The following is a 24,853-nucleotide window of genomic DNA, read 5'->3' as shown; positions in this document are numbered from 1 at the left end:
TAAGCGGTCCCTGACCCGTTCCTTTATACGATTCAGGACGTCCTGCTCTCGCCTGAGTTGGCGCCCACCGGTTGAGAGCCACGCGTGTGAAATCAGCTCCTCTTGTCAGCATTGCCATCCCCGCGTACCACCCACGCTTTTTCCGCCTCGCCTTGCAAAGCGCGCTCGAGCAGACCTACGAGAACCTTGAAATTGTCATCTGCGACGATTGCCGCACCGATGGCATCGAGCAGATTGTCCAGGAACTTGGCGAGAGCTCCAATATTGCTGTGCGTTACCTGCGCAACCCGACCCGGCTGGGGTTCCAGCAGAACCTGTTGCGCTGCCTCGAAGAATCCCGGGGCGAGTTCATCAAGTTCCTGTGCGACGACGACCAGTTGCTGGCATTCTGCGTCAGTCAACAGGCGGCCATCCTGCAGGAGCATGCGCAAGTATCGTTGGTGATCAACAAGCATCATTTAATCGATGCCGACAACTATGCCTTGCCGATCCGCGTTGAAAACACCGGCATCACGCAGTTCGATGCGTTGTTCAACGGCACTGACATGCTGGCGTATTTTGAGAAAACCACCCGTAATATTCTCGGCGGTTTGAGTGGCGCGTTGATGCGCCGCACCGATGTCGAGGCCTTGCTGCCAGCGCTGGCGCGGCCCGGTGAAGGTTTCGAGGCTGTCCTCGATTTTGCCTTGTTCATCTGCCTGTTGCGCCGGGGTAATCTGGTCCAGCTTTACGCCGAGGGAAGTGGCCAGCGGTTGCATCCGGAGCGCCTGGCGCGTCAGGCCAAGATGCTTGAAGCGGCCACGGTGGAGCTGACCTGGCTCAAGGAAATGCTCGCCCAGCGGAGTGGCGATCCGGCGCCTGCCAGTGGCTGGGTACGTTACCAGACACTGGGCCAGCCCAAGGAGCCAGGGGCGCCCGAGTGGGAAGAAATCAACGTCTACTCGATCATTGCGACTCGCCAGGGCGTCATTGGCTCGCAAGTCGGCACGGACATCGAAAGCTACGCAGACCTCTATGTGCAGTGGTTGGCGTGTCGGCATTTCAGTCCATTGCGCAAGCAAGTCTTGTCGCGGCAGATCGCTCGCTGGGCCTATCGTCCGAGGATCGTCCCCGTCGTCATTGACGAGCAGGACGATCCTTATGCGCTGAGTGTTACCTTGCAGAGTATCACTGCCCAAGCCTATGCCTGCGAATCGGTGCTGTTGCTGTCCAATGGTCGCCAGGCAGTGGACAACCATGTCCTGCGCCTTGGCCTGCAAGCGGACTGGGCGCAGCAGCTCAATGGGCTGCTGCCTCAACTGGACGGCGCCGACTGGTTCTACCTGCTGCGTGCCGGCGATCGCTTGACCGAGTCTGCGCTGCTGATCATGGCCGACCGGATTGTCAGTTCGCCGGGTGTCGCCTGTTTCTACAGCGATGAAGGCGCGCTGGTGGATGACAAGTCGGTGGAGCCAATCTTCAAGCCCGACTTCAACCTCGACCTGATGCGCGGTTATCCCTATGTGGGTCGGACACTGGCGTTCGAGCGTGCCCGATTTTTGGCCTCGGGTGGATTCGATTCGAGCCTGGGCGAATTGGCGCCCCAAGACTTGATCTGGCGACTGGTGGAAACGGATGGGCCGCAGGTCGTTGGTCACATTCCGGAAGTCCAGGTCGAGTCGACGTTTTCGTTTGCCCAATGGCTGTCCTTGCCTAAAGTCATCGAGCAAAACGCCGAACTGATCGGCGCTCATCTACAGCGTATTGGCGTGCCGCACCAGCTGCACCCAGGGACGCTGCTGGCGTTGATTCCGCGCATCGAATACCTGTTCGCCGAGCGACCCCTGGTGTCGATTGTCATCAGCGTCAAGGATGACCTGAGCGCGCTGGAACGTTGCGTCAACAGCCTGATCAGTACGACTGCGTATCCACACTACGAAATCATCATTGTCGATAACGCCAGTGAGAACGCCGAGCTACAACATTGGCTGCGGGCCATGGCGGAGCTGGGCAGTGAGAAGTTGCGAATATTTCTGCATCCGGGAAGCGCCAGCGAAGCGGTGATCCGCAATTTCGCCGCACAGCATGCCCGCGGCGAATACCTGTTGTTGCTCAATCCCAACTGCATTGTGCTGGAAACCGCCTGGCTGGAAGAATTGCTCAATCATGGGCAACGTCCCGAGGTCGGTATCGTGGGGCCTCGCACACTCAACCAGCAAGGCCGGGTCATTGACTCCGGCATGATCATGGGACTGGGTGGGTTGGCGGGCAGGGCCTTCGTCAACGAATCGGTCACGTCTGGCGGCTATATGCAACGCTTGCAGACGGTGCAGAACTGGAGCGCTGTCGGCGATCACTGCCTGTTGGTGCGCAAACAGGTTCTGGAGGAGGCCGGTGGGTTCGATGAATCGATCACAACACAGCGCATCAATTCCTTGGAGTTATGCCAGCAGGTCGGAAAAAACGGTTACCTGATTGTCACTACGCCTTACAGTGATGTCGTACTGGCGTCCGGCGTGGAAGCCAGTCGTGATCCGGCGTGGAAGCAGCGGTTGGAGCTCGAACAGGAGGCATTCTATCAGCGCTGGTTGCCCAGGATCGCCAACGATCCTGCCTACAACCGTAACCTGACGCTGACCGGGAAGAGCTTCAGTCTCGAGCCTGGACCACGCACTGGCTGGAATCCGTTGATTACCCGTAACGTCCCTTCGATTCTGGGGCTTGCGGTCAATACTTCGGCGGTGGGGCATTATCGGGTCAGCCAACCGCTATTTGAACTGGAAGCGGCGGGGCGCATCGTAGGACGTGTTGCCTACGACACGCCTTCGATTATCGACATCGAGCGCCAGTCGCCGGATGTGATCATCCTTCAGGGTCGCTATAACGTGGGTAAGTTCAAGGACATCACTCAAGTCAAGACTTACTCCAGCGCCATGCGCATCTATGAATTGGATGACTACATCGCCAGGGTCCCGGAAAAAAACGAACACCGCCGCAATATGCCGGACAACCTTGAGGACCTGCTGCGTAAAGGAATCGGCCTGTGTGATCGGGTCGTGGTGTCCACCCATCCGCTGGCAGACGTGTTGTCCAGCATGCACCACGACATCCGCGTCGTGCCGAACATGCTGGCTGCCGGCCTGTGGAACCAGCTCAGAAGCCAGCGTGCCACTTCCAGCAAACCACGTATCGGTTGGGGCGGCGGCACCAGCCACCGTGGCGACCTGGAGCTCATCGCCGATGTCGTTCGGGAATTGGCTGACGAAGTCGAATGGGTTTTCTTTGGCATGTGTCCGGATTTGCTCAAGCCCTATATCCATGAATTTCATCCGGGCGTGAGCCTGGCGGCTTACCCGGCGAAGCTGGCCAGTCTGAATCTGGACCTGGCCTTGGCACCGTTGGAATTTCATATTTTCAACGACTGCAAAAGCAACCTTCGCCTCTTGGAGTACGGTGCGTGTGGCTATCCGGTGATTTGTTCGGATACCGAGGCTTACCGGGGACACCTGCCTTGTACCCGGGTCCTCACCAACAGCACCGAAGAATGGCTGCAAGCAATCCGTATGCACCTGGCGGATCCGATTGCCAGCTACCGGATGGGCGACGAATTACGTGAAGTGGTGCTGCGCGACTTTATCTTGCGCGGCGATAACCTGCAGTACTGGGCCAATGGTTGGCTACCGGATTGATGAGTTTCAACCTTGAAACTCCCGGTGTCGTTGATGCGGCTACCCACTTGTTAAGGAATGAATATGCAAAGCAATGTCCCAACAGGATCGACTGCGCCGTTGAGTGAACGGTTTACACTGGTGCTGCTCGCCCACGACCAGTCGACGGCCCTGCGGCGGGCGTTGCGCCACTACCGCGAAAATGCATTTGCCGTGCTGGTGATCGACTCATCGAGCCAGATCGACGCTGATATCTCGGCAGCGTTCCCGGGTGTCCAATACCTGCATGCGCCCACGGCTGTTGGTTTCGGCGACAAGGTTCGCCAAGCCGTTGAGCGAGTCGCCACGCCTTACCTGGCGGTTGCCGATGCCGAGAGTTTCCTGCTGCCCCAAGCGCTCGAACAAGCGTTGAGTTTCCTCGAAGCACACGCCGAATACGGTGCCTGCCAAGGCTACAACCTGGCGTTCGAGGCCCATGCCGACCGTGTCGACTATTACTTGTTCGACCGCAAGGGTTGTGAAGATTATTCCGGCTTATCGGCCGAAGCACGGCTGGCCGTGTTTGCCGAGGATTGCCCGTCATTGGTCAGTGCCCTCACGCGCACTGAAACCCTGCGGCGCAGTTACGCTTCGTTACCTGCCGGTTTTGAGTCGCGGTTGCAGGAGGCCGGCCATTGCTTTGGGTTGGTGACGGATGCAAAGGTCCGCTTGCTGAACATTCCTTATGGTGTACACGAGCGCAGCCGCGTGGCGAAGCCACGGAGCCCGGTTGGCATGGCGCCTGGTACCGAGGACTTGCGAGCAGTCGCTGAACAGGAGCGCATGGGCACGTTGTTGGCCGGCGCCTTTGGCACGGATGCTTCGTCACGGGAACATGTCCGGGCCATACTCAAGAAGCTGGTCGAACGTTCGGTGCCGCAGGCTGGAAAACTGTTCGAGTCGACCTGGGATTCGCGGCGTGGCGAACCGGTTCGACGTTTCGAGCCGACGCAATACGTTGAGTTGCCCTTTTACAACCAGGCTTTTTTCGACGTGCTCACTTCGCTGGAATTCCTGCTGCACGCGGCGCCAAGCGGGCAGGTGCAGTTGAAGGAACTAGAAGCTGTCATGCTCAAGCAGAAGGAGCTGTCTCGCCCCCAGCGCAACACCAGCGCCGAGCCGCTTGATGAACAGCTGGCGCGGGCTTTCCTGAGCTATGCCTTCAACCAGGACCTGGTGAAGCAACTGCTCGAGGTGATGCAGGCCAAGGGTGACAAGCGCTACGTGCAAATGCTCCAGGCCTGGGACCTACGGCTCAAGGCGGCCGCGTTTGAGAATACCGCGAGGTTGTTCGACGCCACGCGCTCCGGTCAATTGCTGCGCTGGCTTGAGGCGCGTGAACCGAGCGCCAGTGAAGCCCTGAAAGTGTCCAAATACTTGACTGCTCGCAACGGTGGCCCGACGTTTGGCATTTTGATCCTGGATCTGGACGCCGATATCTTCAAGATGCAGGCAACCTTCGACAGCGTGATCAATGGCTATTGCCGGGCGTTCAAGATTGTTGTGTTCACCACCGGCGACTTGCCGGCCGAGACCACACCGCAGAGCGTCCTGCATTTCGTCAAAGTCAACGAAAGCAATTACGTCGACAAAATCAATCAGGTTGTCAGCCAGAGCGATTGCGATTGGATGGTCATGGCCGAGGCCGGTGATGAATTGACGCCAAGCGGTTTGTTCCGTGCGGGTGTGGAGTTGCTGGCCGCGCCACAATGCCAGGCCGTGGCAATGGACGAGTTCCAGCGCCAGCCCGACGGGACGCTGGCCGATGTCTTCCGGCCAGGGTTCAACCTTGACTTGCTGCAAAGCGCCCCGGCCTTGATGGCCCGTCATTGGCTAGTACGCCGCGAGACGTTGGTAAGGCTCGGCGGTTATTCGCGCGAGTTCAAGCATGCGTTGGAGTTCGACCTGCTGTTGCGTTTGATCGAGCAGGACGGTCTGCAGGGGCTTGCCCACCTGGATGAGCCTCTGCTGACGTGCCAGGCGCCGCCGGTGCAAGACAATGCCGATGAGCGCAAGACCTTGCTGCGTCACCTGGCGGTTCGTGGTTATCAAGCTGACGTGAGCGCGCTCGTGCCAGGTACGCACAAAATCGACTACCGCTTCGCCGAGCGCCCCCTGGTGTCGATCATCGTCCATGGCATTGGCGATCTGACGACGCTACAACGTTGCCTGCTCAGCGTACTGCAGCGCACCCGATATCAGCGCTACGAAGTGCTGGTTCCCACCGAGGCTGCAAACCATTCCGTACTGCGCACCTGGCTCGACGGCCAGGGGCACCAGGCCAGTCGCGTTCGGTTGTTGGATATCGAGCCGGGCGTCGCGACGGGCTCCTGGATCAACGCTGCCAGCCAGGAGGCCAAGGGCGAGTATCTGGTTACCCTGGCGGGCGACAGTGAAGTGGTCAACGTCAACTGGATCGAGTCGTTGCTCAATCAAGCCTTGCGTCCGGAAGTCGGTGTGGTCGGCGCCAAGCTAGTCGAGCGCGATGGACGTATCACCCAGGCTGGTCTGATCCTGGGCTTGAAGGATGAAGTCGGCTCGCCCTTCATCGGCGAGCCGAAGACCGCCAGGGGCTACATGAACCGGCTGGTCGTCGAGCAGAATTGCTCGGCGGTGTCTTTTGCCTGCTTGATGATTTCCAAGCAGTTGTTCAACGCTGCTGACGGCATAGACAGCGATTTGTTCGACGATGCCTTGGGTGACGTGGACCTTTGCCTCAGGGTCGGCCAGGCCGGGTACCTGACGGTATGGACGCCGCATGTGCAGGTGATTCAGTCCGGCGAGCTGGCCAGTACGCCAGAGGCGCTTACGGCGCTACGGGGGAAGTGGGCCGGGGCGTTCGCCCAGGATCGCTTCTACAACGGGAACCTGGCGTTGCAAGGCGCCGGTTTCACCCTGGGGCCGGTGCGCAACGTACCCTGGACCGAGTTGCTGAACGAACCTGCTGTATAACCCCGCAGATGAGACCGTGGCGAGGGAGCTTGCTCCCGTCGGGCTGCGCAGCAGCCCCTATTGTGAGCGCTTTGCATTAGAGCCAGTCCGGTCAAGCGGGAGCAAGCTCCCTCGCCACAATGAACCACGCTGGCCTTAAGTGAACGGCATTGCGCCTTCTGCGGCTTCCACCGGGTATGGCAGGTAAAACCTGCCGGTGCTCGTGCCGAATTGCACTGCCATCCTGAATATTCCTAGCCCGTCTCCAATGCCGTCTCGGGAAATGACACGGCTTCGTTTGTCATGAAAAAATGCCCCTCCAAGACAAAACGGCGTGACGCATAGGTCATAAAGTGCATCTTCACTGTATTGTATTCCCCGGAGTGGAGGCCCGTCCGTTCGCCTGACAAGGCGTCCGCCCTTGGAAATCAACCATTTTTGAAGCGCCCCTGAGCTTTTGGGGGTGAACCTAGTCGCAGTACATGATCGGGAAGCCATGATGATTGGCATAAAAAGCATAGCGAGTTATGTGCCGACCGCTGGTGTGGATAACTACGCTCAGGGTGCCAAATTCGAGAAGGATGAAGAATTCATCCTTGGCAAGATTGGTTCGGCGTTCCTGCCGCGCAAAGACGCTGACCAGGAAACTTCGGACCTGTGTGTCGAAGCAGTGAATGCATTGTTCGCCAACAACCCGCAGCTTTCGCGCGAATCCATCGACGCGCTGATCGTTGTCACCCAGAACGGTGATGAAGAAGGGCTGCCGCATACCGCCGCCATCGTGCAGGACAAACTCGGGTTGCCGACCCATGTGGCGGCGTTCGATATATCGCTGGGCTGCTCGGGCTACGTTTACGGCATTTATGCCCTTAAAGGCTTCATGGAGGCCGCAGGGTTGAAGAACGGGCTTCTGGTGACCGCCGACCCGTATTCGAAGATCGTCGACCCTGAAGACCGCAACACCACCATGTTGTTTGGCGATGCCGCCACCGCCACGTGGATGGCCGAGGGCGCCAGCTGGCAGTTGGGCAAGGCCAAGTTCGGCACCGATGGTTCCGGCGCGCCACATCTGAAGGTCAGCGACGGTGTGTTTTTCATGAACGGTCGCCAGGTGTTCAACTTTGCCTTGCTGAAAGTACCGGCTCATTTGCATGAACTGCTGAATGAATCCTCATTGCAAGCCAGTGACATCGACGCATTCTGCATCCACCAGGGCAGCGCGGCGATTGTCGATGCCGTGGCGCGGCGTTTCGAGGGTGAGCCTGAGAAATTCATCAAGGACATGGTCGAGACCGGCAATACCGTGTCGTCGAGCATTCCGCTGCTGCTGGAAAAGCACGTCCTGGATGCTGACTGGAAGCGCGTGGCGATCAGCGGTTTTGGTGTGGGTCTGTCGTGGGGCTCGGCGATTTTGTATCGCGACTGATCGAATCACGTTCTTCCCAATAGCGCTTCAGGCTGGCCTGTGGCGCTATTTTTTTGCCTGCGACGTTATCCTGCGGTTTCTTGACGCCATTTTTCGGGCTTTGGTTCGCGGCTAAACCCTTGTTTTGCAAGGGGTGGCAGTCTGCTAGCAAATAATTTGAAAAAAGCCCTCAAGCAAGTTCCTAATCCGACGATAACTATTACGAAGGTTCTCTAGGCCACACCCCGGCGGTTGCCAAGGGCCGGAAGCCGCAGTACCCAACCAACGAGGAATTCGTCATGGCTTTAACAGTAAACACCAACACCACTTCGCTGAACGTTCAGAAGAACCTCAACCGTGCTTCCGACGCTCTCTCTACTTCGATGACCCGCCTGTCTTCCGGCCTGAAAATCAACAGCGCCAAAGACGACGCCGCCGGCCTGCAGATCGCTACTCGTATGACCTCGCAAATCCGCGGTCAGACCATGGCGATCAAGAACGCCAACGACGGTATCTCCATGGCGCAGACCGCTGAAGGCGCGATGCAGGAGCAGACCAACATTCTGCAACGTATGCGTGAACTGGCCATCCAGGCCCGTAACGACAGCAACAGCGCAGATGACCGTGTCGCTCTGAACAAAGAGTTCTCGCAGATGAGCGACGAACTGACCCGTATCGCCAACAGCACCAACCTGAACGGCAAGAACCTGCTCGACGGTACCGCCAGCACCATGACCTTCCAGGTCGGTTCGAACACCGGTGCTGACAACCAGATCTCTCTGACTTTGAGCGCCAGCTTCGACGCTGCAAGCCTGGGTGTTGACTCGGCAATCACTATCGTTGGTTCCGACAGCGCTGTTGCTGAAACCAACTTCTCGGCCGCCATGGACGCAATCACCAGCGCGATCGACACCATCAACAGTGCCCGTGCCGACCTCGGTGCTGCACAAAACCGTTTCGCCAGCACCATCTCCAACCTGCAGAACATCAACGAAAACGCCAGTGCTGCACTGGGTCGCGTACAAGATACCGACTTCGCTGCTGAAACTGCACAACTGACCAAGCAGCAGACTCTGCAGCAAGCGTCTACTTCGGTTCTGGCCCAGGCCAACCAACTGCCATCCGCTGTACTGAAGCTGCTTCAGTAATAGCCGGATGAGTTTTAGCGGGGGAGTGCGCTTGCGTGCTCTCTCGCTTTTTCCGTTCAAGAGGTGATGGACATGGATATGAGCGTGAAGCTGAACTTGTCTTATCCAGCGGCGAAGCCGGCACCTACCGTGGTCGACAAGCCCGTGGAGAAGCCTCGAGCCGAGGTTGCTACCGTGACCCCGGTCAAGGAAGCGCCTAAAGACGCTGCCGCCGAGCAGGACAAACTCAAGAAGGCCGTTCAGGAAATCGAGAAGTTCGTCCAGTCGGTCAAACGCAACCTGGAGTTCTCTATTGATGAGCCTTCAGGCAAAGTAGTAGTCAAAGTGATTGCCAGTGGTTCCGGTGAAGTGATTCGCCAGATCCCGAATGAAGAAGTCCTGAAACTGGCCAACAGTTTGAATGATGCAAACAGCTTGTTGTTCAGCGCCGAAGCCTGACAACCGGCACGAATTTTGTTGTTATGTTCTTTTTGGCGTAGTAAAGGTCAAAAGGCCGGCGACACACTGAAGGGAGTCCCACATGGCAAGTCCAATTCTACCTGGCTTGGGTTTAGGCTCCGGCCTTGATACTGGCGCTATCGTCAAGGCGCTGGTCGATTCCGACAAGGCCGCCAAGCAAGGTCAGATCACCCGAGCGACGACGACGACTACCAACAGTATCTCCGGGGTGGGAACCCTGAAGTCGTTGCTGGCAGCTTTCAATACCGCCATGAAGGACTTGTCCAGCACAACGACCCCGCAATTCTCGGGTTTTGCTGCGACATCTTCAGCTCCCGGCGTTCTCACGGCTACCGCCAGCAACTCGGCGGTGAATGGCACGTACGCGATCAAAGTCACCAACCTGGCCACTGCGTCCAAAGTCACTTCGGCGGCCTTCGCTGGTGGTACGACCAGTGCCATTCCCACGGGTACGATGACCATCTCGCAGGGGGGTAACAACTACAACCTCAATGTGCCGGATGGCTCCACCTTGCAATCGGTTCGCGACGCGATCAACGCCGACTCTTCGCTCAAGGCTGCCGGTGTCAGTGCGAACATCATCACCGACTCCTTCGGTTCGCGCCTGGTGCTGGGTTCGACCACGACCGGCGCAGGCTCCGATATTTCGGTGAGTGGTATTGCGGGGCTTGAGATCGATGGGACGAACATCGTGGGGGCCGAGGGGGCTGCGTTGACGGCTTCTTCGGCGGGCGCCATCGGTGCCCTGGCCAAAGATGCCAGCTTCACCGTCGATGGCATGCTGCTGACCAGCAAGAGCAATACGGTCAGCACGGCGATTTCCGGATTGACGTTGAATTTGCTCGGAGTAGCAGACGGGGGCACTTCAACCGTTACCGTGGCGCCGAACAATGATGGCTTGAAAGCCTCGATCCAGAAATTCGTCGATGCCTATAACGCGGTCGCCAATAGCATTACCGCACTGACCAAGCCGTCGCTCGACGCTGATGGGAAGCTGACGGTGCCGGCAAAATTGACCGGTGACGCGTTGCCTCGCTCGCTGCTGGCGACGATTCGAACGCCCTTGTCTGAAACCGGCGCTGGCGACGCGCTGACGTCGCTGGCCCAGTTGGGTGTTACCACCGATCAGAAAACGGGGGCGTTGAACTTTGATAGCGTCAAATTCACCGCAGCGATGAACGATAAAAAGCTCAGCGGTGAAGTCCAGACGTTGTTCACGGGTACCAACGGCCTGCTGGAGCGCATGGGCAAGGCGATCGAACCCTTCAGCCAGACGGGTGGTATCCTCGATCAGCGGAACACGGCGCTGACCAGGACCCAGACCCGCCTGAAGAACGATCAGGAGGCTCTGGATCGTCGGGTCGTGACCCTGACCGCCGTGCTGACCAAAAAGTACAACGACATGGACACTCTGGTCGGCAAGCTGAAGGCCACCGCGAGCAACATCACCTCGATGTTCGAGGCGATGGCGGCACAACAGAAAAACAGCTGATTTCGACTGACGAAAAAAAGCCCGGCAACGTTTTGACAACGTTCCGGGCTTTCGGCTTTCCGACCTAAAGTTTTTTGACGCGGCGTCGATACGCTGTTTATACGAACCGAAGATTTTTTGATGAGGTAGAACATGAATCCGATGTTGGCCCTTCGCCAATACCAGAAGATTGGCGCCCAGGCGCAAACCTCCGAAGCCAGTCCCCATCGTCTTGTGCAGATGCTCATGGAAGGCGGGCTGGACCGTATCGCCCAGGCCAAGGGCGCGCTGGAGCGCAAGGATATTGCAAACAGAGGCATTCTGATCAGCAAGGCCATCGGCATCGTCGGTGGTTTGCGTGAAGGCCTGGACCTGGAAAACCAGGCCGAGTCGGTCGCTGAATTGGATGCTCTCTACGCTTACATGATGAAACGTCTGGCCGAAGCCAACGTCAAGGCCGATCCGAAGATCCTCGACGAAGTCGCCGATCTGCTTCGCACGGTCAAGGAAGGCTGGGATGCCATTGCCGTGCCTGGTCCGCAATTTTAAGGAGTGCTCTCATGAGTCTTGTCCTGCAGCGAATCGAACAAACCCGTGATGCCTTGGTTGATGCCCTGGCCGAGCGAAACTGGGAGGCGATCGGTCAGTTGGATCTGGCTTGCCGTTCCTGCATGGAAGACGTGCTGAGCGAGTCTCAGGTGGACGAGGCGGCGTTGCGGATTAATCTTGAGGAGTTGCTGGGGGTGTATCGGCAATTGCTGGAGGCGGCGACAGGAGAGCGACAGGCGATCGTCGACGAGATGCAACAGATCCATCAAGCACAGAACGCTGCAAAGGTTTACCATCTGTTCGGTTAATGCTCAGTTAATCCGAGCCCGTTGCGCCATAAATTTGACTGTGCACGGTTTTTTGACTTAACTAGTAGCTGTTTACAGATTTAAGGCGTCTACAGGCATGACAAGTCTGCAAGCGTCTAGCTTGCCCCCTATTTCGGGCATTGGGTTGACTAGGGAAGTTGCTATTGCATGTGGCGTGAAACCAAAATTCTCCTGATCGATGACGATAGCGTCCGCCGCCGCGACCTGGCGGTGATCCTGAATTTTCTTGGCGAAGAAAATTTACCCTGCGGAAGCCATGATTGGCAGCAGGCTGTCGGCTCATTGTCGTCCAGTCGTGAAGTCATCTGTGTCCTTATCGGGACCGTAAATGCTCCCGCAACGCTTTTGGGCTTGCTAAAGACACTCTCAACCTGGGATGAGTTCCTTCCGGTTTTGTTAATGGGCGAAAATTCTTCCCTTGACTTGCCTGAAGACCAGCGCCGCCGAGTACTTTCCACGCTCGAAATGCCGCCCAGCTACAGCAAGCTGCTCGATTCGCTGCACCGCGCGCAGGTTTATCGCGAGATGTACGATCAGGCCCGCGAGCGCGGCAGGCACCGCGAGCCCAACCTGTTCCGCAGTCTCGTCGGCACCAGCCGGGCGATCCAGCACGTGCGCCAGATGATGCAGCAGGTCGCCGATACCGACGCCAGCGTGCTGATCCTGGGCGAGTCAGGCACCGGCAAGGAAGTGGTCGCGCGCAACCTGCATTACCACTCCAAGCGCCGCGAAGCGCCGTTCGTGCCGGTCAACTGCGGCGCGATCCCGGCCGAGTTGCTGGAAAGCGAACTGTTTGGCCATGAGAAGGGCGCCTTCACCGGCGCGATCACCAGCCGCGCCGGGCGTTTCGAGCTGGCCAACGGCGGTACGCTGTTTCTCGACGAGATCGGCGACATGCCGCTGCCGATGCAGGTCAAGCTGTTGCGGGTCCTGCAGGAGCGCACCTTCGAGCGCGTGGGCAGCAACAAGACCCAAAGCGTCGATGTGCGCATCATTGCCGCCACGCACAAGAATCTCGAGAGCATGATCGAGGTCGGCAGTTTCCGCGAAGACCTCTATTACCGCCTCAATGTTTTCCCGATCGAAATGGCGCCACTGCGTGAGCGTGTCGAAGACATCCCGCTGCTGATGAACGAGCTGATCTCGCGCATGGAGCACGAAAAGCGCGGTTCGATCCGCTTCAACTCGGCGGCGATCATGTCCCTGTGCCGCCATGGCTGGCCGGGCAACGTCCGGGAGCTGGCCAACCTGGTGGAGCGCATGGCGATCATGCACCCGTACGGCGTGATCGGCGTTAACGAGCTGCCGAAGAAATTCCGCTACGTCGACGACGAAGACGAGCAAATGGTCGACAGCCTGCGCAGCGACCTGGAGGAGCGGGTGGCAATCAACGGCCACACGCCGGACTTCACTGCCAATGCCTTGTTGCCGCCTGAAGGCCTGGACCTCAAGGATTATCTGGGAGGCCTGGAACAAGGGCTGATCCAGCAGGCCTTGGACGATGCCAATGGCATCGTGGCCCGCGCGGCAGAGCGCCTGCGCATCCGTCGTACCACCCTGGTGGAGAAGATGCGCAAGTACGGCATGAGCCGTCGCGAAGGAGATGAACAGGCGGATGATTGACGCCTGTTTTCCAACCGCCTGATTTTCAGGCGGTTTTTTTTCGGCACGGGTATTGCTATAGCCCTCGCAACGTTCCGTTTAACTGACGGTCAGCCAAGCGAGAGAGCACGATGACCCAAGCCGCCCAGATGTCTCCTGTCCCCGAAGCGGGACACCTGCCGTCCGCCGAACAGGCAAGCCGGCTTGGACTTGAGCAGGCATTTTCGCTGTTCAGCCAGATGTCCAGCCAACTGACTGATTCCTACAGCCTGCTCGAAGCCCGGGTCACCGAACTCAAGGGCGAGTTGGCCGTGGTCAGCGCCCAGCGTATGCAGGAGCTGGCGGAAAAGGAACGCCTGGCTAATCGCCTGCAAAATCTTCTCGACCTGTTGCCCGGTGGCGTAATCGTCATCGACGCCCACGGCCGTGTGCGCGAAGCCAACCCGGCGGCCTGCGAGTTGCTCGGCCTGCCCTTGGAGGGCGAGCTGTGGCGGCACGTCATCGCCCGCTGCTTTGCGCCCCGGGAAGACGACGGCCATGAAGTGTCCCTCAAGGACGGTCGGCGCCTGTCCATCTCGACACGCTCGCTGGATGCCGAGCCTGGGCAGTTGGTACTGCTCAATGACTTGACTGAAACCCGTCACCTGCAAGACCAGTTGGCTCGCCACGAGCGCCTGTCTTCCCTGGGGCGGATGGTGGCCTCGCTGGCCCACCAGATTCGCACGCCGCTTTCCGCCGCGCTCCTCTATGCCAGTCATCTGACCGAGCAGCAATTGCCGATGGAAACCCAGCAACGTTTCGCCGGACGCTTGAAAGAGCGCCTGCACGAACTGGAGCACCAGGTGCGCGACATGCTGGTGTTCGCGCGCGGCGAGCTGCCGTTGACCGACCGTGTCAGCCCCAAGGCCTTGCTGCAATCGCTGCAGGCCGCGGCGTTGACCCATGTGCAGGAATTGCCGATCCGCTGGCAGTGCGACAGCCACGTCGGTGAAGTGTTGTGCAACCGCGACACCTTGGTGGGCGCGGTGTTGAACCTCATCGAAAACGCGATCCAGGCCAGCGGCGGCGACGTCCGGCTGAAAGTGCACTTGTACACACGCAACAACACCTTGCGCCTGTCGGTCAGCGACAACGGCAGCGGTATCGAACCGGCCGTGCTGGCGCGCCTGGGCGAGCCGTTCTTTACCACCAAGACCACCGGCACGGGCCTGGGCCTGACCGTGGTCAAGGCCGTGGCCCGTGCCCACCAGGGAGAATTGCAATTGCGCTCGCGGCTGGGCCGTGGCACCTGCGCAACGGTGTGCTTGCCGTTGTTTTCCAGCGCGCCAGGGGTGGAGTGAAAGTAATGGCGATCAAGGTGTTGCTGGTTGAGGATGATCGGGCCCTGCGCGAGGCGCTGGCCGATACGCTGGTGTTGGCCGGGCACGATTACGTCGCCGTCGGTTCGGCGGAAGAAGCGCTGGTGGCGGTGGGCCGGGAAGCGTTCAACCTGGTGGTCAGTGACGTCAACATGCCGGGCATGGACGGCCATCAATTGCTCGGCCTGTTGCGTGCCCGCCAGCCGCAACTGCCGGTCTTGCTGATGACCGCCCACGGCGCCGTCGAGCGAGCGGTGGACGCCATGCGCCAGGGCGCTGCGGATTACCTGGTCAAGCCGTTCGAGCCCAAAGCACTGCTGGACCTGGTCGCGCGTCATGCCTTGGGCAGTCTCGCGGTCGAGGGCGAAGGCCCGGTGGCTATCGAGCCGGCTAGTGCGCAACTGCTGGAATTGGCCGCACGGGTTGCTCGCAGTGATTCAACTGTGTTGATTTCCGGCGAGTCCGGAACGGGCAAGGAAGTGCTGGCCCGCTACATCCATCAACAATCCCGGCGTGCCGGGGAGCCGTTCATTGCCATCAATTGCGCGGCGATTCCCGACAACATGCTCGAGGCGACACTGTTCGGCCACGAAAAGGGTTCGTTCACCGGCGCCATCGCGGCCCAGGCCGGCAAGTTCGAGCAGGCCGACGGTGGCACGATCCTGCTCGATGAAATTTCCGAAATGCCTTTGGGCCTGCAGGCCAAGCTGTTGCGGGTATTGCAGGAGCGGGAAGTGGAGCGGGTCGGTGCGCGCAAGCCCATCAGCCTGGACATTCGCGTGGTGGCGACCACCAACCGCGACCTGGCCGGCGAGGTGGCGGCGGGGCGTTTCCGTGAAGACCTCTATTACCGTCTGTCGGTATTCCCGCTGGCCTGGCGTCCGTTGCGAGAGCGCACCGCCGATATCCTGCCGCTGGCCGAACGCCTGCTGAACAAACACGTCAATAAAATGAAGCACGCGGCGGCCCGGCTTTCAGCCGAGGCCCGGGCCTGTCTGGTTGCCTACCCGTGGCCGGGCAATGTCCGAGAACTGGACAACGCCATTCAGCGGGCCTTGATCCTGCAGCAGGGCGGCTTGATCCAGCCGGAGGATTTCTGCCTGGCCGGCCCGGTGGCCTGCGCGCCATTGCCCGCGTTGGCACCGGCACCGACCGCAACCCCCGCACTGCCGACGGACGTCGAGGGCGAGTCGGCCGGCGCCTTGGGCGATGACCTGCGGCGCCGCGAGTTCCAGATGATCATCGACACCCTGCGCGCCGAACGCGGTCGTCGCAAGGAGGCGGCCGAACGCCTGGGGATCAGCCCGCGCACCCTGCGCTACAAGTTGGCGCAAATGCGCGACGCTGGCATGGATGTCGAGGCCTATCTGTTCGCCAGTTGAAGCAGCACCAAAACCCCTGTGGGAGCGAGCTTGCTCGCGATAGCGGTCGATCAGTCGCATTGATGTCGGATGTGACTGAGTCATCGCGAGCAAGCTCGCTCCCACATGATGGGTTGGTGCGCGCAATTGTTTTCTGTCGCCATGGAGCTGGCACCCTTGTTGCTAATACCTGAATACCCGCTGAGTAAGTGTCAAAAAAATGCGGGCCGCCAGAGAGAGTAGACCATGAGCCAAGGTATTGAATTTAATCGGTTGATGTTGGACATGCGGGCCATGCAAATGGACGCCATGGCCCAGCCTAAATCGGTCGCGGTCCCCCAGGTGGGTGGCAGCAGCTTTTCCGACATGTTCGGTCAGGCCGTCAATAAAGTGAACGATACCCAGCAGGCGTCTAACCAGTTGGCCAGTGCTTTCGAGATTGGCAAAAGTGGCGTCGACCTGACGGATGTAATGATCTCCTCGCAGAAAGCCAGTGTCTCGTTTCAGGCGTTGACCCAGGTTCGCAACAAGCTGGTTCAAGCCTACCAAGACATCATGCAGATGCCGGTTTAAGGAAATTATTGAGTCATGGCAGAAGCAGCCGTTGATAACGTTCCAGCCAAGGCCACTCCGGTAGACGGCAAACCGCCGTTGTTCGGCCTGTCCTTCCTGGAAAATCTCTCCGAGATGACCATGCTGCGTCAGGTCGGCCTGTTGGTCGGTCTGGCTGCCAGCGTGGCGATTGGTTTTGCCGTGGTGCTGTGGTCCCAGCAGCCAGACTACCGTCCGTTGTACGGCAGCCTGGCTGGCATGGACGCCAAGCAAGTCATGGAGACCCTGGCTTCCGCCGACATTCCTTACACCGTCGAACCCAATTCCGGCGCCTTGCTGGTCAAGGCCGATGACGTCGCTCGTGCGCGCCTCAAGCTCGCCGCCGCCGGCGTGACGCCCACCGATGGCAATATCGGTTTCGAGATCCTCGACAAGGACCAGGGCCTGGGCACCAGCCAGTTCATGGAAGCGACCCGTTATCGTCGCGGCCTGGAAGGTGAGCTGGCGCGGACCATTTCCAGCCTGAACAACGTCAAGGGCGCCCGTGTGCACCTGGCGATTCCGAAAAGTTCGGTGTTCGTGCGCGATGAGCGCAAGCCCAGCGCTTCGGTATTGGTCGAGCTGTATTCGGGCCGCTCCCTGGAGCCAGGCCAGGTCGTGGCCATCGTCAATCTGGTGGCGACCAGCGTGCCCGAGCTGAGCAAGTCGCAGATCACCGTGGTCGACCAGAAAGGCAACCTGCTGTCCGACCAGGCGGAAAACTCCGCACTGACCATGGCCGGCAAGCAGTTCGATTACAGCCGTCGCATGGAAGGCATGCTGACCCAGCGGGTGCACAACATCCTGCAACCGATCCTGGGTAACGATCGCTATAAAGCCGAAGTCTCGGCCGATGTCGACTTCAGCGCTGTCGAGTCCACTTCCGAGCAGTTCAACCCGGACCAACCGGCGCTGCGCAGCGAACAGTCGGTGACTGAGCAGCGTACCGCCAGCAATGGTCCCCAAGGCGTACCGGGAGCCCTGAGCAACCAGCCGCCTTCGCCGGCCAGCGCACCGCAAACCACCGGTGGCGCCACGGCAGCCGCCGGCATGGTGCAGCCAGGCCAGCCGCTGATTGATGCCAACGGCCAGCAGATCATGGACCCGGCCACTGGCCAGCCGATGTTGGCGCCGTACCCGGCCGACAAGCGTCAGCAGTCGACCAAGAACTTCGAGCTCGACCGTTCCATCAGCCACACCAAGCAACAGCAGGGCCGTTTGAATCGCCTGTCGGTCGCGGTGGTGGTGGACGATCAGGTCAAGGTCAACCCGGCCAACGGCGAAACCAGCCGAGCGCCATGGAGCGCCGACGAATTGGCGCGCTTCACTCGCCTGGTGCAGGACGCCGTCGGTTTCGACGCCAGCCGCGGCGACAGCGTCAGCGTGATCAACGTGCCGTTCTCCCTGGAGCGCGGTGAAGTGGTCGCTGATATTCCGTTTTATTCGCAACCCTGGTTCTGGGATGTGGTCAAGCAAGTACTGGGTGTGCTGTTTATCCTGGTACTGGTGTTTGGCGTGCTGCGTCCGGTGCTCAACAACATCACCGGTGGCGGCAAGAACAAGCAGTTGGCAGGTTTCGGTGATGTCGAGCTGGGCGGCATGGGCGGCCTGGATGGCGAATTGGCCAACGATCGCGTCAGCCTCGGCGGGCCGCAGAGCATTCTGCTGCCAAGCCCGAGCGAAGGCTATGACGCTCAGTTGAACGCCATCAAGAGTCTGGTGGCAGAAGACCCGGGTCGTGTGGCCCAGGTCGTGAAAGAGTGGATTAACGCAGATGAGTGATAATCGAGCCGCTGTTGCCAAATTGTCGCGGGTCGACAAAGCCGCGATCCTGCTGCTGTCCCTGGGTTCGACCGACGCCGCCCAAGTGCTGCGCCACATGGGGCCCAAGGAGGTCCAGCGCGTGGGCGTGGCCATGGCACAAATGGGCAACGTGCACCGTGAGCAAGTCGAGCAGGTGATGAGCGAGTTCGTCGACATCGTCGGCGATCAGACCAGCCTGGGCGTCGGTTCCGACGACTACGTGCGCAAGATGCTCACCCAGGCCCTGGGCGAGGACAAGGCCAACGGTCTCATCGACCGGATCCTGCTGGGCGGCAATACCAGCGGCCTGGACAGCCTCAAGTGGATGGAGCCACGGGCCGTTGCCGACGTGATCCGTTACGAGCACCCGCAGATCCAGGCGATCGTCGTGGCTTACCTCGACCCGGACCAAGCCGGCGAAGTGCTGGGTAACTTCGACCACAAGGTGCGCCTGGACATCATCCTGCGCGTGTCTTCGCTCAACACCGTGCAGCCGGCGGCCCTGAAAGAATTGAACCAGATTCTCGAGAAGCAGTTCTCGGGCAACTCCAATGCCTCGCGCACCACCCTGGGTGGCATCAAGCGCGCGGCGGACATCATGAACTTCCTCGACAGTTCGATCGAAGGTCAGTTGATGGACTCGATCCGCGAATTCGACGAAGACCTGTCCGGTCAGATCGAAGACCTCATGTTCGTGTTCAACAACCTGTCCGATGTCGACGATCGTGGTATCCAGGCCCTGTTGCGCGAAGTGTCGTCCGACGTGCTGGTACTGGCCCTCAAGGGCTCGGACGAAGGCGTCAAGGAAAAGATCTTCAAGAACATGTCCAAACGGGCGGCCGAACTGTTGCGCGACGACCTCGAGGCCAAGGGCCCGGTGCGCGTCAGCGACGTGGAAACCGCACAGAAGGAAATCCTCACCATCGCCCGCCGCATGGCCGAAGCCGGGGAGATCGTTCTCGGTGGCAAGGGCGGCGAAGAGATGATCTAAGGTCGTTATGTCTGCCAAGAGTGATGAAGCACCCAGCGACCTGATCCGCGGCCGAGACGTCGGAGGTTTCGACGTCTGGTCGCTGCCCAGCTTCGACCCCCATGTGCCCGAGCCTGAGCCGGAGCCGGTGGAAGAGCTGCCGGAAATGGAGGAAGTGCCGCTGGAAGAAGTCCAGCCACTGACCCTCGAGGAAGTCGAGAGCATTCGCCAGGAAGCCTATAACGAAGGCTTTGCCGTGGGTGAAAAGGAAGGCTTCCACAGCACCACGCTCAAAGTCCGCCAGGAAGCCGATGTGGCGCTGACGGCCAAGCTCCGTGCATTGGAATCGCTGATGCTCAACCTGTTCGACCCCATCGCCGAACAGGACACCCAGATCGAGAAAGCCCTGGTGGGCCTGGTGCAACACATCGCCAAACAAGTGATCCAGCGCGAACTGGCCATCGATTCGAGCCAGATCGAACACGTCATGCGTGAAGCGCTCAAGTTATTGCCGTTGGGCGTGGGCAACGTGCGGTTGTACATCAATCCCCAGGACTTCGAACTGGTCAAGGCCCTGCGCGAGCGCCATGAAGAAACCTGGCGCATCGTCGAGGACGCGGCGCTGCTGCCGGGCGGTTGCCGTGTGGAAACCGAACACAGCCGCATCGATGCCACCGTTGAAACCCGTATCAGCCAGATCATGGCCAAGTTGTTCGACCAACTGCACGAACAGGCCCTGCACCCGGCCGCCGCCGACCTGAGCCTGGAGTTGCCGGACGAGCCCCTGGTCGGTGCTGATACCGCGCCGGCCGATGGGGAGGTGGAGGTGCCTGAATTGGACGCTTCTGTACTGGATGCTTCTGCGTTGGACAGCCGCGATGCGCCTTGAGCGAACCAGCTTCGGCAAACGCCTGGGCAGCTACGCCGAGGCCAGTGAGCTGGCCGGCCAACCGATCCTGGAAGGCCGCCTGCTGCGCATGGTCGGCCTGACCCTCGAAGCCGAGGGCCTGCGTGCCGCCATGGGCAGTCGCTGCATGGTGATCAACGACGACAGCTACCACCCGGTGCAGGTCGAAGCCGAAGTCATGGGCTTCTCCGGCAGCAAGGTCTTCTTGATGCCGGTGGGCAGCGTCGCCGGTATCGCCCCCGGCGCGCGCGTGGTTCCCCTGGCCGATAACGGCCGCCTGCCCATGGGCATGAGCATGCTCGGGCGCGTGCTGGACGGGGCCGGACGGGCCTTGGACGGCAAGGGCGGCATGAAGGCCGAAGATTGGGTGCCGATGGACGGCCCGACGATCAACCCCCTCAAGCGTGACCCCATCAGCGTGCCGCTGGACGTGGGCATCCGTTGCATCAACGGTTTGTTGACGGTCGGTCGCGGCCAGCGCCTGGGCCTGTTTGCCGGTACCGGCGTGGGTAAGAGTGTGCTGCTGGGCATGATGACCCGCTTCACCGAAGCCGACATCATCGTGGTGGGGCTGATCGGTGAACGGGGTCGTGAGGTGAAGGAATTTATCGAGCACATCCTCGGCGAGGAAGGGCTCAAGCGCTCGGTGGTGGTGGCTTCGCCGGCGGACGATGCGCCATTGATGCGTTTACGAGCGGCCATGTATTGCACGCGCATCGCCGAGTATTTCCGCGACAAGGGCAAGAATGTCCTGCTGTTGATGGACTCGCTGACCCGTTTCGCCCAGGCCCAGCGGGAAATCGCCCTGGCCATCGGCGAACCGCCGGCCACCAAGGGTTATCCGCCTTCGGTCTTCGCCAAGCTGCCGAAACTGGTCGAGCGCGCCGGCAATGCGGAAAAGGGCGGCGGTTCGATCACCGCGTTCTATACCGTGCTGTCCGAAGGCGATGACCAGCAAGACCCTATCGCCGACTCGGCCCGGGGGGTACTCGACGGCCACATCGTGCTGTCCAGGCGCCTGGCTGAAGAAGGGCATTACCCGGCCATCGACATCGAGGCGTCCATCAGCCGGGTCATGCCGTCGGTGATCAGTGCTGAACACATGAAGCGGGCCCAGCAGTTCAAACAGTACTGGTCGCGCTACCAGCAAAGCCGTGACCTGATCAGCGTCGGTGCCTATGTGCCCGGCGGTGACCGCGAGACCGACACCGCTATCAGCCTTTACCCGGCCATGGCCGTTTACCTGCGCCAGAGCCTGAACGACAACATCGGCATGGGCGCCAGCGAAGCGCACCTGCAGACTATTTTCGCTCCGGTCTCAGGCACGTAACCGGCCATGGCCACGAGTCGTGCGGCGCGCCTGGCCCCTGTGGTGGACATGGCGGAAAAGGCCGAGAAGACCGCCGTCCAGCGACTGGCGTATTTTCAGGGGCAAGTGGCCGTTGCCGAGAGCAAGCTGGCGGACCTTGAAAACTTTCGACTTGAATACCAGGAGCAGTGGATTGCCCGCGGCAGCCACGGGGTATCCGGGCAATGGTTGCTGGGTTACCAAGGGTTCCTGGCACAACTGGGCACCGCCATCGACCAGCAGCGCCAAAGCCTTGTCTGGCACCAGAACAATCTGGAGAAGGCTCGCCAGAGCTGGCAAGAAGCGTTCGCCCGAGTCGAAGGGTTGCGCAAACTGGTGCAGCGTTATATCGACGAGGCGCGGCAGTTGGAAGACAAGCGCGAACAGAAACTGCTCGATGAGTTGTCCCAGCGCCTGCCGCGGCAGAATCCCTATTGATGCGAAACGAGGATTTTGTCGGATGAGCGATGCAAAACCTTGCTCAGACCTTTACCAGATGCTACACCTTGTACACGTATGTCCATGACAAGGAAGCCGATCATGTCAGTCGTTACCGAAGTATCCCCCGATGGGCATAAGCTGACGATTTCGATCAAAGGTCGATTCGATTTCGGGCGGCATCAGGAGTTTCGTGAGTCCTATGAGCGGCTCAACAAGAAACCTGACTCCATCGTGGTGGATTTGAAAGAAGCCACTTATCTCGACAGTTCCGCCTTGGGCATGCTCCTGCTGTTGCGCGATCATGCCGGTGGCGACGCGTCGGACATCCGGGTCGTCAACAGCAGCTCCGACGTCAAGAAAATCCTTGCGATCTCCAATTTCGACAAGCTGTTCGACATCAGTTGATCGCCATGCAATCGTCGTCGGAGCCACTGACGGTCCTGATTGCCGAAGACAGTGCCGCTGATCGACTGCTGTTGTCGACCATTGTCCGCCGCCAGGGTCACCATGTGCTCACGGCGGCTGATGGTGCAGAGGCGGTCGAGGCCTATCTGGAACAGCGTCCGCATCTGGTGCTGATGGACGCGATGATGCCGGTGATGGACGGCTTCGAAGCCGCGCAGCGAATCAAGCAGCTGGCTGGGGATCAATTGGTCCCGATCATTTTCCTCACTTCGCTGACTGAGAGCGAAGCCCTGGCGCGTTGCCTGGAAGCGGGCGGCGACGACTTTCTGGCCAAGCCCTATAACCAGGTAATCCTGGCAGCCAAGATCAAGGCCATGGACCGCTTGCGCCGGTTGCAGGCCACGGTAGTGGAGCAGCGTGATCAGATCGCCCGGCACCATGACTATCTACTCAACGAACAACGGGTCGCCAAGGCCGTGTTCGACAAGATCGCCCACTCCGGCTGCCTGAGTGCGCCAAACATCCGCTACCTGCAATCGCCCTATGCCTTGTTCAACGGCGACTTGCTGCTGGCCGCGTTCAACCCGGCCGGCGACATGCACGTCCTGCTGGGGGACTTCACCGGGCACGGTTTGCCGGCGGCGGTCGGCGCGATGCCGCTGGCGGAGGTGTTTTATGGCATGACGGCCAAAGGCTACGGCCTGGCGCAGATCCTTCGGGAGATGAACGCCAAGCTCAAGCGCATCCTGCCGGTGGATATGTTTTGTTGTGCGACGCTGTTGTGCCTCAGTTTCCAGCGTTGCACGGTGGAGATCTGGAATGGCGGCATGCCCGATGGTTACCTGCATGACAGCCTCAGCGGCGAACGTACGCCATTACCGGCGCGGCACCTGCCGTTGGGCGTGCTCACGCCGCACTTGTTCGATGACCGTACCGAAGTGCATCCGATGTCCCTGGGGGACCGGGTGTTTCTGTTGTCCGATGGCGTAATAGAAACCAGTGATCGCGATGATCAACCGTTTGGCGTGGAGCGGTTGCAACAGGTATTTTCGGCCAACCGTGAACCTGACTGTCTTTTTGAGGACATCCAGCAGGCCCTGCGAGACTTTGGCGGTGAGTCGCGGGATGACTTCAGCATGGTTGAGTTGCGACTGGTCGCACCGACGCAACTCAATCCGCCTCCACCGGTCTATTCCGATAGCGGGCAGTCCAGTCCGCTGGACTGGTCGGTGAGCTTCGAGTTCCGGGCGCAGACGCTCAAGCGCTTCAACCCGATGCCCTATCTGTTGCAGTTGCTGCTTGAGGTGCATGGGCTCAGGGCGCAGAGTGGCGCCCTTTATAGTGTCATGTCGGAGCTCTATTCCAATGCCCTGGATCACGGGGTGCTGGGGCTCGACTCGAGCCTCAAGCGTGATGCGACGGGTTTTGCCCGCTACTATAGGGAGCGCAATACGCGCCTGGATGAACTGAGCGACGGTTACGTGCGGGTGCACTTGCACGTTACGCCAAACGGCGAGGGCGGTCGCCTGGCCATCGAGGTCGAAGACAGTGGCGAGGGGTTCGATGTCGCCCGGGTGCTGGCGCGACCGGTGGACAGTGATCGGTTGTCGGGGCGCGGCGTGAGCCTGGTACGCCAGTTGAGTCACCAGGCCAGTTGGTCAGACGATGGTCGTAGTGCGCGCGTGGAGTTTTTCTGGGAGGCTCTGGCATAATTGGGGCCATTCTTGATCAGGGAGCGAACAAGTGAACGAGATTCATCTGGACCGCGACGTGCTCAGCACGTTGAAGGAAGTCATGGAGGAGGGGTATCTGGAGTTGCTGGATACGTTTCTCAACGACTCAGAGGCTCGCCTGCGCGTGCTGCATGAAGCACGGGACGCTGAAAAATTGAGCGCCACCGCCCACAGCTTCAAGGGCAGCAGCAGCAACATGGGCGCCATCCGCCTGGCCGAGTTGTGCGGCGAACTGGAACAACGTGCCAAGCAGCCGTCATTGGGCGGTATCGAAAAGCTGGTCAACGAAATCGACAGTGAATTCGCCCATGTCCGCAAGCTTTGCCGGGAAGAGCGTGAAGGTTTCCACTGCTGAA

At 59.9% G+C, this 24,853-nt stretch carries 20 protein-coding genes; all 20 read left to right on the top strand.

What is annotated here, in order from left to right:
• The first annotated feature begins 86 nt into the window (after positions 1–86).
• The 20 genes from AB4N80_RS26370 (at position 87) to AB4N80_RS26275 (ending at position 24,852) form a co-directional block, all read left to right on the top strand.
• Positions 87–3,668: a glycosyltransferase gene (locus tag AB4N80_RS26370; protein ID WP_122569019.1), complete on the top strand. Its 3,582-nt coding sequence runs from the start codon at positions 87–89 to the stop codon at positions 3,666–3,668.
• 63 nt (positions 3,669–3,731) lie between these two features.
• Positions 3,732–6,638: a TIGR00180 family glycosyltransferase gene (locus tag AB4N80_RS26365; RefSeq protein WP_122569018.1), complete on the top strand. Its 2,907-nt coding sequence runs from the start codon at positions 3,732–3,734 to the stop codon at positions 6,636–6,638.
• 478 nt (positions 6,639–7,116) lie between these two features.
• Positions 7,117–8,043: a ketoacyl-ACP synthase III gene (locus tag AB4N80_RS26360; protein ID WP_163006878.1), complete on the top strand. Its 927-nt coding sequence runs from the start codon at positions 7,117–7,119 to the stop codon at positions 8,041–8,043.
• Positions 8,044–8,321: 278 nt separating this feature from the next.
• A complete protein-coding gene (locus tag AB4N80_RS26355) occupies positions 8,322–9,170 on the top strand; it encodes a flagellin domain-containing protein (RefSeq protein ID WP_122569017.1) in 849 nt (282 codons plus the stop codon).
• Positions 9,171–9,242: 72 nt separating this feature from the next.
• Positions 9,243–9,608, top strand: a complete 366-nt coding sequence (locus AB4N80_RS26350) for a flagellar protein FlaG (protein ID WP_122569016.1) — start codon at positions 9,243–9,245, stop codon at positions 9,606–9,608.
• 82 nt (positions 9,609–9,690) lie between these two features.
• Positions 9,691–11,121 (top strand): flagellar filament capping protein FliD, encoded by a 1,431-nt coding sequence (gene fliD / locus AB4N80_RS26345; RefSeq protein WP_122569015.1) that lies wholly within the window; start codon positions 9,691–9,693, stop codon positions 11,119–11,121.
• A 132-nt stretch (positions 11,122–11,253) separates the two neighbouring features.
• The gene (gene fliS, locus AB4N80_RS26340) at positions 11,254–11,649 is read left to right on the top strand and encodes a flagellar export chaperone FliS (protein ID WP_122569014.1); all 396 of its coding nucleotides are present in this window, start codon (positions 11,254–11,256) and stop codon (positions 11,647–11,649) included.
• Between the two features lie 11 nt (positions 11,650–11,660).
• The gene (locus AB4N80_RS26335) at positions 11,661–11,957 is read left to right on the top strand and encodes a hypothetical protein (protein ID WP_014337157.1); all 297 of its coding nucleotides are present in this window, start codon (positions 11,661–11,663) and stop codon (positions 11,955–11,957) included.
• Between the two features lie 168 nt (positions 11,958–12,125).
• Entirely contained in the window at positions 12,126–13,601 is a 1,476-nt protein-coding gene (locus tag AB4N80_RS26330) for a sigma-54 dependent transcriptional regulator (protein ID WP_003199076.1), read from the top strand.
• Between the two features lie 110 nt (positions 13,602–13,711).
• Positions 13,712–14,920 (top strand): sensor histidine kinase, encoded by a 1,209-nt coding sequence (locus AB4N80_RS26325; RefSeq protein WP_122569012.1) that lies wholly within the window; start codon positions 13,712–13,714, stop codon positions 14,918–14,920.
• Positions 14,921–14,925: 5 nt separating this feature from the next.
• Positions 14,926–16,320, top strand: coding sequence for a sigma-54-dependent response regulator transcription factor FleR (fleR, locus tag AB4N80_RS26320; protein WP_122569011.1), 1,395 nt, complete (start codon positions 14,926–14,928; stop codon positions 16,318–16,320).
• Positions 16,321–16,545: 225 nt separating this feature from the next.
• On the top strand, positions 16,546–16,872 hold the full coding sequence (gene fliE / locus AB4N80_RS26315) for a flagellar hook-basal body complex protein FliE (RefSeq protein ID WP_460079623.1): 327 nt from the start codon (positions 16,546–16,548) through the stop codon (positions 16,870–16,872).
• Positions 16,873–16,887: 15 nt separating this feature from the next.
• Positions 16,888–18,672 (top strand): flagellar basal-body MS-ring/collar protein FliF, encoded by a 1,785-nt coding sequence (gene fliF, locus AB4N80_RS26310; protein WP_122569010.1) that lies wholly within the window; start codon positions 16,888–16,890, stop codon positions 18,670–18,672.
• Positions 18,665–19,684 (top strand): flagellar motor switch protein FliG, encoded by a 1,020-nt coding sequence (gene fliG / locus AB4N80_RS26305; RefSeq protein WP_003199086.1) that lies wholly within the window; start codon positions 18,665–18,667, stop codon positions 19,682–19,684. Before fliF ends, fliG begins: the two co-directional genes overlap by 8 nt.
• Before the next feature lie 7 nt (positions 19,685–19,691).
• Positions 19,692–20,552 (top strand): flagellar assembly protein FliH, encoded by an 861-nt coding sequence (gene fliH / locus AB4N80_RS26300; RefSeq protein WP_122569009.1) that lies wholly within the window; start codon positions 19,692–19,694, stop codon positions 20,550–20,552.
• Positions 20,542–21,900 (top strand): flagellar protein export ATPase FliI, encoded by a 1,359-nt coding sequence (gene fliI / locus AB4N80_RS26295; RefSeq protein ID WP_003199089.1) that lies wholly within the window; start codon positions 20,542–20,544, stop codon positions 21,898–21,900. Before fliH ends, fliI begins: the two co-directional genes overlap by 11 nt.
• A gap of 6 nt (positions 21,901–21,906) precedes the next feature.
• Positions 21,907–22,356, top strand: a complete 450-nt coding sequence (gene fliJ, locus AB4N80_RS26290; RefSeq protein ID WP_053182982.1) for a flagellar export protein FliJ — start codon at positions 21,907–21,909, stop codon at positions 22,354–22,356.
• 102 nt (positions 22,357–22,458) lie between these two features.
• A complete protein-coding gene (locus AB4N80_RS26285) occupies positions 22,459–22,764 on the top strand; it encodes an STAS domain-containing protein (RefSeq protein ID WP_058543552.1) in 306 nt (101 codons plus the stop codon).
• 5 nt (positions 22,765–22,769) lie between these two features.
• Positions 22,770–24,476: an ATP-binding SpoIIE family protein phosphatase gene (locus AB4N80_RS26280; RefSeq protein WP_122569008.1), complete on the top strand. Its 1,707-nt coding sequence runs from the start codon at positions 22,770–22,772 to the stop codon at positions 24,474–24,476.
• Positions 24,477–24,507: 31 nt separating this feature from the next.
• On the top strand, positions 24,508–24,852 hold the full coding sequence (locus tag AB4N80_RS26275; protein WP_003199096.1) for an Hpt domain-containing protein: 345 nt from the start codon (positions 24,508–24,510) through the stop codon (positions 24,850–24,852).
• Position 24,853: the final 1 nt, after the last annotated feature.

This window comes from Pseudomonas sp. H3_A02 (genome assembly GCF_054671965.1).
Note: the sequence above shows the minus strand (reverse complement) of the source record. Positions and strands in the feature narration are given on the sequence as shown.